This is a genomic window from Oceanobacillus sp. FSL K6-0251 (assembly GCF_038004725.1).
Classification (GTDB): domain Bacteria; phylum Bacillota; class Bacilli; order Bacillales; family Amphibacillaceae; genus Oceanobacillus; species Oceanobacillus oncorhynchi.
Map to the genome: position 1 here is coordinate 3,509,153 of NZ_JBBORS010000001.1, position 12,536 is coordinate 3,521,688.

At 37.7% G+C, this 12,536-nt stretch carries 13 protein-coding genes; 4 read left to right on the forward strand and 9 right to left on the reverse strand.

Translation table 11 applies throughout. From position 1 onward, the window contains the following. Positions 1-343: 343 nt before the first annotated feature. Together MKY45_RS17455 and MKY45_RS17460 are read right to left on the reverse strand one after the other, a co-directional pair. Complete coding sequence (locus tag MKY45_RS17455) at positions 344-1,849, reverse strand: BCCT family transporter (protein WP_193063563.1); 1,506 nt, start codon at positions 1,847-1,849, stop codon at positions 344-346. Positions 1,850-2,170: 321 nt separating this feature from the next. Further along, positions 2,171-3,715 carry a C40 family peptidase gene (locus MKY45_RS17460; protein WP_193063561.1) on the reverse strand — a complete coding sequence of 515 codons (1,545 nt, stop codon included), beginning with the start codon at positions 3,713-3,715 and terminating at the stop codon, positions 2,171-2,173. Between the two features lie 413 nt (positions 3,716-4,128). Here MKY45_RS17460 and MKY45_RS17465 point away from each other — a divergent pair, with 413 nt between their 5' ends. Next, a complete protein-coding gene (locus MKY45_RS17465) occupies positions 4,129-5,139 on the forward strand; it encodes an aromatic acid exporter family protein (RefSeq protein WP_193063559.1) in 1,011 nt (336 codons plus the stop codon). An 85-nt stretch (positions 5,140-5,224) separates the two neighbouring features. Here the strand turns inward: MKY45_RS17465 and MKY45_RS17470 are convergent, their stop codons facing one another. The 4 genes from MKY45_RS17470 to MKY45_RS17485 form a co-directional block, all read right to left on the reverse strand. Next, positions 5,225-6,358: an Rpn family recombination-promoting nuclease/putative transposase gene (locus MKY45_RS17470; protein WP_193063557.1), complete on the reverse strand. Its 1,134-nt coding sequence runs from the start codon at positions 6,356-6,358 to the stop codon at positions 5,225-5,227. Positions 6,359-6,473: 115 nt separating this feature from the next. Continuing rightward, positions 6,474-7,088 carry a DedA family protein gene (locus tag MKY45_RS17475; RefSeq protein WP_193063672.1) on the reverse strand — a complete coding sequence of 205 codons (615 nt, stop codon included), beginning with the start codon at positions 7,086-7,088 and terminating at the stop codon, positions 6,474-6,476. A gap of 113 nt (positions 7,089-7,201) precedes the next feature. Next, positions 7,202-8,137, reverse strand: a complete 936-nt coding sequence (locus MKY45_RS17480; protein WP_193063555.1) for an MsnO8 family LLM class oxidoreductase — start codon at positions 8,135-8,137, stop codon at positions 7,202-7,204. After that, positions 8,134-8,712: a DUF1836 domain-containing protein gene (locus MKY45_RS17485; protein ID WP_042530516.1), complete on the reverse strand. Its 579-nt coding sequence runs from the start codon at positions 8,710-8,712 to the stop codon at positions 8,134-8,136. The genes MKY45_RS17480 and MKY45_RS17485 overlap by 4 nt, the downstream gene beginning before the upstream one ends. Positions 8,713-8,898: 186 nt before the next feature. On the opposite strand from MKY45_RS17485, the gene trhA reads away from it, so the two are divergent. After that, entirely contained in the window at positions 8,899-9,543 is a 645-nt protein-coding gene (gene trhA, locus MKY45_RS17490; protein WP_042530514.1) for a PAQR family membrane homeostasis protein TrhA, read from the forward strand. Positions 9,544-9,642: 99 nt separating this feature from the next. Here trhA and MKY45_RS17495 read toward each other — a convergent pair whose 3' ends face one another. Both MKY45_RS17495 and MKY45_RS17500 read right to left on the reverse strand, forming a co-directional pair. After that, the gene (locus tag MKY45_RS17495) at positions 9,643-10,239 is read right to left on the reverse strand and encodes a TetR/AcrR family transcriptional regulator (RefSeq protein ID WP_042530512.1); all 597 of its coding nucleotides are present in this window, start codon (positions 10,237-10,239) and stop codon (positions 9,643-9,645) included. Positions 10,240-10,245: 6 nt separating this feature from the next. Further along, complete coding sequence (locus MKY45_RS17500) at positions 10,246-10,923, reverse strand: YqeB family protein (RefSeq protein ID WP_193063552.1); 678 nt, start codon at positions 10,921-10,923, stop codon at positions 10,246-10,248. A gap of 214 nt (positions 10,924-11,137) precedes the next feature. Between MKY45_RS17500 and MKY45_RS17505 the strand changes: the two genes are divergently transcribed. Both MKY45_RS17505 and MKY45_RS17510 read left to right on the forward strand, forming a co-directional pair. After that, on the forward strand, positions 11,138-11,296 hold the full coding sequence (locus tag MKY45_RS17505; RefSeq protein WP_139089027.1) for a YfhE family protein: 159 nt from the start codon (positions 11,138-11,140) through the stop codon (positions 11,294-11,296). A gap of 140 nt (positions 11,297-11,436) precedes the next feature. Further along, positions 11,437-11,811, forward strand: coding sequence for a hypothetical protein (locus MKY45_RS17510; protein ID WP_193063550.1), 375 nt, complete (start codon positions 11,437-11,439; stop codon positions 11,809-11,811). A 22-nt stretch (positions 11,812-11,833) separates the two neighbouring features. On the opposite strand, the gene MKY45_RS17515 is transcribed toward MKY45_RS17510, so the two are convergent. Next, positions 11,834-12,535 carry a hypothetical protein gene (locus tag MKY45_RS17515; RefSeq protein WP_042530506.1) on the reverse strand — a complete coding sequence of 234 codons (702 nt, stop codon included), beginning with the start codon at positions 12,533-12,535 and terminating at the stop codon, positions 11,834-11,836. Position 12,536 lies beyond the last annotated feature (1 nt).

A 12,536-nucleotide genomic window follows, 5' to 3' on the forward strand; every position in this document is an offset into this window, starting at 1 on the left:
GAAGCTTCTTAATACAGGACGGCGATTGCAATTATTCGTCTCACTGAAAATTAATTTACTCCTTCCGCAATTCCATTGGATAAAAACTTTTTGAACATCCTCTTATTATCTTTTCTGCACGCAGATAATCCAAATGATTAGGCGCAATGGATAGTCCTGCATGATAAACATATATAAAGTTCCATATTACCTTCCCATCGAATCACCCTTTCTCTTATTCTTTATTATAATGGAAAGGGGCACACTGTGTCTACTTGACTATGAAAGTGCTGCAGATAAATATTAATATAATAAAATAAACCGGCTGTTATCAAAAAACAGCCGGTTTATTTTATTTCACAGATTATTTTTTTAGCTTGTCGTTCTCTTCTCTCTGCAATATTTTAATAAAGGAAATCATCAGCATGATAATAATTATGACAAAAGGAAGCGCTGATGTGAGAGATGCTGTCTGCAGCGCTTCTAACCCTCCAGCAACTAAAAGGACGACTGCAATAGCTGTAATGAGTCCTCCCCAGATAAATTTTGTGATCAATGCCGGATTCAAACTTCCTCTTGATGTCATGCTTCCTAAAATATACGTTGCAGAATCTGCTGAAGTAACTAGGAACGTAAAAATCAATACTATCGCCATCAACGAAGTGATGGTACTTAATGGCAAGGTACCAAACGTTTCAAATAAGGCGACAGCTAAATCTTGATCAACAGCTTCAGCAATCATCGTTCCATTTTTCAAATCACTATATAAGCTGGTTCCTCCAAAGACAGCGATCCAAATACAGGCAATGGCAGGAGAGGTGACAAGTACGCCAAAGATATACTGACGGATAGTACGCCCTCTCGATACACGAGCGACAAAAGCTCCCACAAATGGCGACCATGAAATTGCCCAAGCCCAATAGAAAATAGTCCAATCTACTACCCAGGTGTCTCCAGTATACGGAGTTAAACGTAAGCTGTATTCGACAAAGTTAGTTAAATAATCTCCTAATCCCAGCACAAAGGTTTCTAATATAAATACAGTTGGTCCCATCAGAAAAACAAAGACAAGCAGAATTAAACAAAAGGATAAGTTAATGCTGCTTAACCATTTCATTCCGCGGTTTAAACCACTGACAGATGAACCTAAATAAACAAGAAGCATAGCTAATGCAATTGCAATTTGCATCCATACCCCGTCTGGCAGCCCAAAAACAGATGACAGACCGCCGCTCATTTGCATAATTCCTAATCCTAGAGAAGTCGCTACTCCCATAACAGTAGCAATTACAGCAAGCGAGTTGATAGAAGTGGCCGTAATAGGGTTATTTCCGACAACGGGCTTTACTGCTGTTGAAATTAACCCGTCTTTTCCTTTGCGAAATTGTAAGTATGCAATAACCAGTCCGACTAACGCAAAAACAGACCATTGGCTAATGCCCCAGTTAAAGAAAGCATATCCCATAGCCACCCTCGCAGCTTCTTCTGTTTGCGGTTCCAAGCCTGGAAATGGTGTATTAAAAAAGTGACTCATTGGCTCTGCTACGCCCCAGAATACCAGTCCAGAGCCGAAGCCTGTGGAAAATAGCATTCCAATCCAAGGAAAGAAACCGAATTCTGGTTTCGAATTTTTTGAACCTAATTTTATTTTACCGTATTTACTAATCGATAAGCCAATTAGAAAGAGGACAAACACAAAAACGGATATTAAATAGAGCCATCCAAAATTCTGTGTCGTCAAATCAAATAATAGAGTTGCTACACTTTGAAAGCCTGTAGAATTAAACGCACCAATTATAACGAATGCTAAAATTACTGATGCAGAAATAAAAAATACAGGATTTAAAAAACGTTTATTTCTTTTTTTCATACCTCTATCCTTTCTATGTTTATTTACTGCGAAAATGGGATATATAATTCTATACCCATTAGCCGAGATAGTAAACGATTTAAATGAAGTGGTTAGATTGGTTATTGAAATAGTCTCTTATGAAGGAAGATTATTACCGCATTCATTCAGATAAAATTCAATAACCGCTTGAAATAAATAAATAGATTTAAGGGAGTTTATTTCCATTCATACAGGGAATGGATACATAAAAGAGCCACTTGTCATTAGTTTTTAATTTATTATATAAAAAAGCCCTCACATGAAGCTTATCTTCATGCAAGGACCCTTGGGATTAAATATTTATTGTACGCGGCGTACTGTTCCGCTAAATTCTCCGCCCCAGTAGCTTCCTGGTGACATATCAGCAACAGCAACTCCTGTACTGCTTTGTGAACCGATAAATTTATTTCCGCCAAGATAAATACCAACATGGCCATTTGTTCCATTCGTATTGAAGAATACTAAGTCTCCAGGCTGCATATTACTTGCAGATACAGATGTACCTGTATTAACTAATGCACCTGTGTAAGACGGGATGGAATATCCAGCTTGAGCGAATGCCCAAGATACAAATCCGGAGCAGTCAAAACCAGTGCTAGGGCTTTTTCCTCCCCAAACATACGTGTTTTGGTGTGTTTGGCTCTGTGCAGCACTAAGCACTCCACTGATTCCAGAACCGGTTGATGGTGCAGGCTCTTCTGCTTTTTCTTCTTTAGGTTCTGATTTATTTTGATCAGAATTGCTGGAACTACTGTTGGACCCGCTATTAGAGCTTGTATTAGAGCTTGATTCATTTGAGCTCGCAGTGCTACTACTGCTTTCAGAATTGTTATTGCTGCTATTATTACTGCTGCTATTGTTGTTATTGCTGCTGTTATTATTGCTTTCGCTATTTGAAGAAGTTTCTTCTTGGTCTTCATTGGAAGAAGTTTCTTGCTGTTCTGGTTCACTTGCTTCTTCTTCAGCTTCATTTGCAGATTCAGTTTCTTCTTCAACCTCTGCTTCTGCTTCTTCATTGCTGCTTTCATCGCTAGAGCCTACGCTGACACTTGCTACCAATGTTTCTGGTGCTGGAGCAGTTGCTACTTCCAAACGATCTGCTACATCCTGCTCAATAGCAGCCAAGCGAGAATCTTCAATTTCTAAATCTTCAATAAGTGCTGTTAAATCTGCTTCTTTATCTTTTAATGAAGCTTCTTTATCCTCAGCAGCATCTTTTTGCTCTGTAATTGTATTATTAATTCCTGTTAAATCTGTTTTCAATTGTGTTAATTCATCCAATTTTGTTTCAACTGCTTCTTGTTTATCTGCAACTTCTTGTTTATCTGCTTCTTGCTGTTCAAGTAAAGCTAAATCTGAATCAGTAATTTTATTCACTGCAGAAACACGATTTACAAAATCACTGAAATCCTGTGCTCCGAACAATACCTCAATATAGCTAATATCTCCGCCATTTTGCTGTAAAGCAACCGCACGTTCTTTTAAGATATCCGTACGTTTTTCAATTGCTTCTTCTAATTCTTTGATTGCATCTTCCAATTCACTAACTTCATCTTCCGTAGTTGAAATATTTTCTTCTGTTTCATCTAATTTCTGTTCATTTTGTTGAAGAGCAGAATTTAAATCATCAATTTCTTTCTGTAAATCTTGTAAATCAACTAAAACATCTGCTACTTGATTTTCAGCATCTGATAGATTAGATTGAACAGAATCACGATCATCCTGTACTTCAGTCTGTCTGTTTTCCAGGTCTTCTACTGATTCTGCTTTTACCGGCCCTGCAAAAAATACACTGCTCAAACCTACTACGGAAGCCGCAGTCAATGTCATTACTGTCTTTTTCAACTTCTATTCCCCGCTTTCAAATTTTGCACCGCAAATATATTATCTATGTATTTGAGTTCCCGAACATTTGCGATTAGTTTTTTATATTAATATTTTTTATATTCTTCTTCTAATTTGTAACTTTGTAAAGCTTAACATAAGAAAATGTCATGCATATTATAGAAATATTACATTTATGTTTCAATAACGACAAAACTCTTTCAAAATCGTCATAGAATACGCAATAACACCCGTCTGACAATGTTTTTCATTTTAGTAGATTTGTCTGGTGCTCCCCAATAAATATACCTAATCTAATTTTTTTCGTCATTTAATTTACGCAATAAATGATACAATACAATATAATAAATGAAAATATCTTATTAAATTTATTTGTTACAAATTATTTAACATGAGGAAAAGTAGGGATTGACGTGAAGGTTCAAACTATCATTGGAAATAGAGTGATTAAAACGGGGATTGCTGTATTTTTCACAGCGCTTATTTGTAAATGGTTCAATTTCCCGCCGACATTTGCCGTTATTACAGCTATCGTTACAATTGAACCAACTGTGACAGATTCTATTAAGAAAGGACTTGTCCGTTTTCCTGCCTCGGCGATTGGCGCTGCCTATGCCGTTATATTTCTGGCTATATTCGGTAATTCACCGTCTACTTATATGTTAGCTGCAATACTTACTATTTTCACTTGCTTTCGCTTAAACCTTCATGCAGGGTTACTGGTTGCAACCTTAACAGCAATTGCAATGATTGAATTAGTGGACGACAGTTATTTTCTTAGCTTTCTTATTCGACTGGCAACAACAACAATTGGATTGTCTGTCTCCACACTGGTAAATATGTTTGTTTTTCCGCCAAATTACCATCGTTCGATTGATAAACAGATTGTACCTATCCGCAAGCAATTAAGTAATCATATGAAGCGATGTTATTATGAATTGATTTTCACAAAAACACCTCTAGATTTTGGTGTAAATGAAAAAGTCGGCAGTGTATACAAAGAACTTGAAAGAGTAGAGTTGCTTTCACTCTACCAAAAGAAGGATTTGAAATTCCATCATATTTTAGAAAAACGCGAGGATGAATTAACACAATTAAGACAGCAGATTCATTATCTGCGAATGATTCAATATCATGTTACTAATATAGCAGAGCAGCCTACAATGAAATTTGAATGGGATGCACTGAAACAAAAACACGCTTTTGAAACAGTATGTTATTTTGCAAATGTGCTGGCTGGCAAAATCGACTTTGAGAAAGAAGAATGGATTGCTAAACGCGGACAGCTCAATCAGCTATTTCAAGAAATGTTAAAATCCAATCAAATGAGCAGTACAGAAAAATTGCCGATAGAATTAGTTGCTATCTATGAGTTGATTTCTATTGTGGAAATTATAGAAGATTATTTCTCATTGGATGAATAATTTATGAAAAAGAAACAAAGTTTTTCAGATAACTTTGTTTCTTTTTCTAATACTTTACCCAAAGATAAAGAGCATAATAATGTTTCTACTCTCTGTCTAATTCTTCTTTTATCATCGCTGTTTCCTTATCTGACATTCCAGTTATATTTTTTACAAATAAATTATCCATCCCTTGTTCAAATAAGTTACGTGCAACGACTTTTCCATAACGGATAACCACCTTCGCCGCTTCCCGATTAGCAAGCACTGCATTTTCTTCTGCTTTTATTCTTTTCTCTCTCTCCTCTATCAGTTTAATTTTTTGCTGTTTATATTGATTTTTCATTTGATTATAATTCAGCTCTGCAACTGTTGCTCTTTCTTCTGCTTCCTGTCTTTTTTCTTCTGATTTTTCTATCTCTTTTAAAAAGTGCTGTTCTATCATATGTCGATACCTGTCCTGATAGGTCAATTGATTTTTTTCCGTATTGCTGATATCTCCCCAGTATTTCATAGCGATATTTAAATCTTGATCAACCATTGCCAGTTTCTCCAGTTCTTTATAGATATCCAGATGAAAATAATTATTACCTGCATCCACCGCAGCTAAAAGCAATAACCATCTCGCTAAAGTATCTTTCTCCAGATTTAACTTTCCTTGTTTCCAGCTGCGGATCAGCTTAGGTATCTCAACAAATTGATTTTCCTGCAGATTGGTCAGCGGGATATTTTTATCTTTATCTGACAATCTGAATACGCTATGGAATTCATCACTTTCATGGAATATTTCAAAATTCATGATGCTTATGGTTACCACGGAATGCTGGCTTTCCAAATCTGAATCTGCTTCAAATTGCCGGCGGTACATTTTTGACCAAAAATATAAAGATTGATTTTCCGGGGTATCTTGATCCGGGAAAAGTATTTCTACAAAAACCGCTTCTTTATCTTCTGTCTCAACAAACAATGATAAAGAAGTGTTCTCGCCTTCGTCAGCTGCATTCTTATTTTGAAATTCAAGATTCTGGATTTGTGCTCTGTCGGAATTGGTAAAAAAAGCATTTAAAAAGGCTATTATAATCTTCTTATTGCGCTCATCACCAAACAGCATTTTAAAGGCATAATCAATTTTTAAGTCCATCAGTCGATTTGGACCATTTTTAGGAATAGCATTTTTGTATACTTCGCCATTTTCGCATATCTGAGGGAATAATAGTGTTGCGTTGCGAGGATAAATCATGGAAACACATCCTTATGTTTTAGTAGAGGACTTACCAAGAAGAGGTTCTAAATACAGTTAACCAAACATATGTTCTTTTGTCAACAAAAAACTTAAAAAAACTGCAGGAACATCCCTACAGTTTTTCTTTCTTTCTTTTCCTGATATACCAGGCAATGAAAATGAATATTCCTGCAATGATAAAGGTATAGACAACATTAGAATAGATATCCATAAAAGCTGCTACACGATGCCAATTCTCTCCCAAAATGGTTCCAATACCGATGAGGATACTGTTCCAAATAATAGAACCTGCTGCTGTTAATAGCATAAACATCCAGAAGTTCATTCTTGCCATCCCTGCTGGAATAGAGATTAAGCTCCGCAGCAGCGGCACCATCCGGCAAAAAAATACAGTCCAATAGCCATACTTTCCGAACCATTCATCTGCCTTATAAATATCTGTTTTTTTCAAACGCAATAGATGCCCGTACCGGTCAACAATTTTCTCCAGCCGCTCCACATCGAGTATCATCCCAATACAATATAAAAGCATGGCGCCAATCAGCGCTCCTAATGTGGCTGCTGTTAATACACCGGTATAGGTTAATGTACTGCCTATTGTCATGAATCCTCCAAAAGGCAGGATGATTTCAGATGGTATCGGCGGGAATAAATTCTCTAACGTCATCATCAGAAAAATTCCAAAATACCCAAATTGCTCCATCATGGCTGTAACCCATTGTCCCATAATATCCTCCATTTACGCTTGTCCTCTTTATTAAGGTATATTCTATCATGCTGCAGCCTATGATTTTTATTTCATTTTGAAAACAAGTGTTAAGAATTTAAGGGATGGCAGCTTTATTTGGTCTGGTTCATTATTTCTGCCAGCTGACGGTAAGAATATTCTCTTGCTTTATACGTTGGCGCCATCGTGAGCACCATTATTTCATCACATTGATATGCTTCCTGCAGTTTCGTGAGTTTTTCTTGTACGAGGGCTTTATCTCCAATAATTTGTTTATCGGCAAATTGGGCTTGCTCCTCCTGATCTGCCTGCGGAGATGGATCCTGCTCTTCTCTTTTGCGCTTTGCTTCTTCTGCTAATTCCAAAGCTTCCTTTTCTGTTTCAGCGCACAGAACAGATACCGCAACGATAGCGGAGGGACTCTCAGCTTGTCTCAGGTAGCCGGCCATAATTTCCGGTCCATTATCAGCGCCCATAAAGTGACCAAAAACATAAGGCAGTTTTTTAGTTACGGCCAGCTGAGCACTCCGCTGGCTTGTCCCCAACAGCCAAGGCACAGGCTGAACAGGAGGTACGGGGGCAGCGGTCACACGTGAATAAAGATGCTCCGGCGAAAAGTCATCCTGAAGGAAATGAAGCAATTCATCTATATAATCCGGCATTGCTTTCACCTTTTCCAAAAAGTTTCCAGCAAGGGCTATAGAAGCTTCTGCGGAACCGCCCGGCGCCCGGCCGATTCCTAAATCTACCCGGTTCGGATACAATGCAGCCAGCATCCGGTAGCGCTCAGCAATATTAAACGGCCGGTAATTCGGCAATAGCACTGCTCCTGAACCGATTCGGATTCTTTCTGTTCTGCTGCCGATAATCCCCAGCAATATATCCGGAGCAGGGCTCGCCAAGCCTTGCATGTCATGATGCTCCGCAACCCAATAACGTTCATAACCTAATTGGTCGGCCAGGACTGCCAGATCCATACTTGCTTCCAGCGCCTGCTTTGCGTCCGCATCTGCAAATAATGGAGATTGATCCAAGATACTTAATTTCATTCTTCGTGCTCCCCTTTCTGCTCTAATTGATCTACCAGGTTTTCCGCTGCCCTGCGGTAAAAGTTACTCATCCCTGTCAGACTGGTAATCAGTAATACTTGTTTTAGATATTCATCATCTACAATATCTTTGTCCAATTCTGTCTCAAATATTTCTTCCTGGTTCTTCATATGTTCTTCAAAACTCGCTGCGTTTCTATCCATTAACTGAATGTAATTGGTATAAAAATTCGCCAGGTCAAAATCATCATCCTGCACTCTCTGATTCATCTCTTCAAATGTTTTCCCGATATCCTTTATAGATAACACACTTTTCATTTGATAAATCATACTAATCAGCAGCAAATGCTCTTTCGAATATTTTTTATTATTGATAGGGAAGAATAACTTAGCCTTCGCATAATTGTTAATCATGGTTTTCGTTAACACTTTATCTTCTTCATACCGCTTGGAAGAAGCAAATTTACTTTCAAAAAGCTGAATAACCTGATCCATATATAAATCTAAATCGGGTATTTCTTCCGATTTCAACTGGTTCTCTAAATGAAGTCCTTCTAATTGCTTTTGTATATCCACGAAATGACCTCTCTCTCATAATATAAAGATAGTAAGCAAAGCAAGAAATTTAATTATTTATCGTTCAGCTATCTACTTTTCATTATAGACGTAATTCGTTAAATTTCAAACATTGACTACTTGATGAAACAGGTATATAGTTATTACATAGTATTTGAAACTACATAACGGATTGGAGATGTTTTTTTGAATAAATTTATTCGGGAACCAATGAATGCTTTTACTCATTTTATTGGGATTGTTTTATCTATCGTCGGACTGATATTACTTGTTGTCAAAGCAGCACGGGTCGGAACGCCATTAGACGTCGGTGCTGTCGCAGCTTTTGGTATTAGTTTAATTCTATTATATACTGCTTCAACGGTTTATCATTCTGTGATTGCCGGTCCAAAAACAATTGCTTTTTTGAGAAGAATGGATCATTCCATGATTTATGTACTGATTGCCGGCACGTATATTCCACTATGTCTGATTGCTCTCGAGGGAACGGTTGGCTGGGTACTATTCTGGGTAGTTACGGGATTGGCAGTCCTTGGCGTTCTATTTAAATTAATATGGTTCCATTCCCCGAGATGGCTGTCTACCCTTCTCTATGTTTTAATGGGATGGATTGCCATATTTTATACAGGCCCGCTTGCTCCAATTATCGGGACTGGCGGAATAACCTGCTTAATTGTGGGAGGAATATTTTATACGATTGGGGCATTTATTTACTGGTTAAAGCCGGAGTTTCTGCGTTCCCGCTATTTCGGCTTCCATGAGATATTTCATATTTTCATCCTGCTTGGCAGTATTTCACACTTCTTGTGTATTTATCTGTACGTCATTTAAATAGGCTAAAACCTCGAATTCATTCTTGGAGAATTCGAGGTTTTTTTCGAGTTTATTCGAATATATTTATTCAAGCACTCTTACTTTATAATACAACTTCTACTTTACTATTTTCGTAACCATTTTAATTAATTCCTGCTGATAATTCTTTATATCAAAGCTTTCACTTTGCAGCAGCATACTCTCACTCGCAGCGCCATTTATCAGTATAGCCGTTGCTTTGGGGTCAAAGTCAGCTGAAAAGATACGTTTCTCCTGTCCTTCTGACAAAATGGTTTCTAATCGCAGGTAAAGCGGATCTTCTTCCTCTTCATTCAATTTATAGTAAGGAATATTATCCTCCGTCCGGGCATTAAAGATGATTTCAATCAGTGCTACATTATTTTCAACATATTCATTTTGGTACGTGAGCGTTGCTGTTATATAAGCCAGCAGCTGCTCAAAGATATCTGTCTCTGCCTTCATCCGTTCTTCAATAAATTCGAGCTGGGCACCAATTAAGTAATTTAAGGTATGCTGGATCAGCTCTTCTTTATCGGCAAAATGATAGGAAATCAATCCCGTGCTGATTTTCGCTTGTTTTGCTATTTTAGCAAGACTTAATTTGACATAGCCAATATCATTCAACACATCAATCGTCGCTTTTAAAATTTGTTCTCTCCGCGCTTCAGAGATAAATGTTTTCTCCTTCGTCACTTCATATCACCCTCTTATCATTCGGACATACTGCCGCTTGTCCTCATCACGAATCACAGCTCCCTTAGCCGCTAAATCCTTCCGCAGCACCGCTGCTTCTTTTACATTATCTTCCCTCAGCACCTTTTCTCTCGCAGCAAGCAAACTGTTCACAGAAGCAGGAAAATCAGGATGCTCCGGAATCCAGCGCTGGTAATCCGCTTGATAAGGATCCTGAGACTTCCAGGGAAAATAGTGTTCCAAAAAAGCTGCTTTTATTTTCGGCTGCTTTACATCTGTTTGCGACCGATACAGCTCCTCTCCTTTTTGGCCTAAAACGACAATATCCTTTCTATCCATATAAATTGCTGAAATATCATTTTTTTGCAAGGTAACTTCTTGATCATACCTTTTCATTGTAACTTCTTGATCTGCAATCGTCATTTTTAATGATTCACTGAAGGCATACACCGCAAAGAGAATTCCTGCAATCAAACCAACAATTACTCCGATAATCGATACCCAGGAGCTATTCCAGGATACAATCCATTCAAAAAACGGACCAAACGGGACAAATGGAATTTTAATCAGCCAGCTCGAAATAATTTGAATAAACCAGCCAATAATTGCTCCAAGAAGCGGACCTCCTATAATAATAATCGCTTTATCCATTTTTGATAAACCAAGTACGGTTTCATTTTGCATATTTTATATTCTCCTCTGGATATAGTTTATTTTTTGATTGGTTAATCAAATTCTAACATAAATAATTAAATTTCACTAGTTAAGAGGAAGCAATCCGTATTTTAAAATAGAATAAAAGGTTAAATTGATTTCAGCCATAAATGGATATGTTTTAATTCACTTAAACCGGGAAAACACATGATAGAACAAACATTAACAGGAAGGATGATTATTCATGAGAAATACACAATATCAGCCAGCAAAAAAGAGAGACATTGCTGACGCTCAAGAGGTCCATTACTCTAAAGAATTTAAGCAGGCAGATATTGCTGGCGGCTATCGGAAACCTCGTGTTAATGAGGCAAAATCCGAGAACCCTAAATTAAAACAATAACTAGTTACCTTTTTGACAATATAAAATTTTTAAAAGGAGCTGCAGCACAATCAGTAACTGATTGTGCTGCAGCTCCTTGATTTTTATCTTAAACTCTGAATTCTTGCATCCCCTTCATGCACCACTATATTTTCGCGAGAATGATAAAGAAAAACCAGAATACCGCTTGGTCTTTAAATCACAGGTGTCCTCGCCAAAGCGATGTCCGCTGCGGGAAGTCGCTTTCCGCGGGCAACGCTTCAGTCTCCTCGGAAGAAAACCGCTTCCTGCGGGGCATAAGTGCGACTATGCTTGTGTCTGTTCCTGCCGGCTTGCCAATCAGCAAGTCTTCTTTAAAGGAGATGAGCTCGGGGCCTATGGAAAGCGTAGTATTTTTCCGCAGCGGCTATATTCAGCTTTTTTTATATACTTTCTTATTCTTTGAAAAAAACAATATTCACGATCAGATTGATCTTTTCTTCATTCTTCCTATCGATTCATTCTTACAATTGCCAAAAAGCTGCCTTTTGCGTTGAACAAAAGACAGCTTCCTGCTTCTTAACGTCTATTAACAATAGTGATTTTCCGCATAAACGGAAAACCTATCAAGTAAAAAACAATACCGATGAAAAACATGCTTACAAAGGTCATTATAGTCACATCAGAGAACAGATTGACAACGGCATCAACCAGCCAGCCTTCAAAAGCACCATATAGGGTAACAACCATCAGGACTCCCAGCACAGTTCCTCCACCGACTAATCCCGTCCGGTAAAATAGTAATGCAATGTAATACAATACAGCCATAATTAGGAACATGACAAGGGCATCCACGACAATCCGCATAATCCAGTTATCTGTCAAAAACATAGCCGGATGAACATAAATATAGTTTGTCACACCAACTGCCTGGAATAACCATTCTGTTACCTGCTGCAGCGTGCTTCCAATAAAAGCTATCGCCAAGGAGTATGCAAACATAAAATACAGCTGCATGACATACATGTTTTTACGGGTAGCTCCCATTTTTAATCCAAACGGAACATTGCCTTTCACTAATTGAAACCCGACAATACCAACGTTAAAGTATGTTGCAAACGGGATGGCGAAATACATTTTAAATTCATCGACTCCCAATAATAAATAACAAATAATAGCTGATGCAATGATGATACCTGTTAATATGGAAAAAAATATTTTAGCGGTTCGAACCACATCAACCGTATAATAATAAAACATGCCTTTTATTTGATTGTTCATG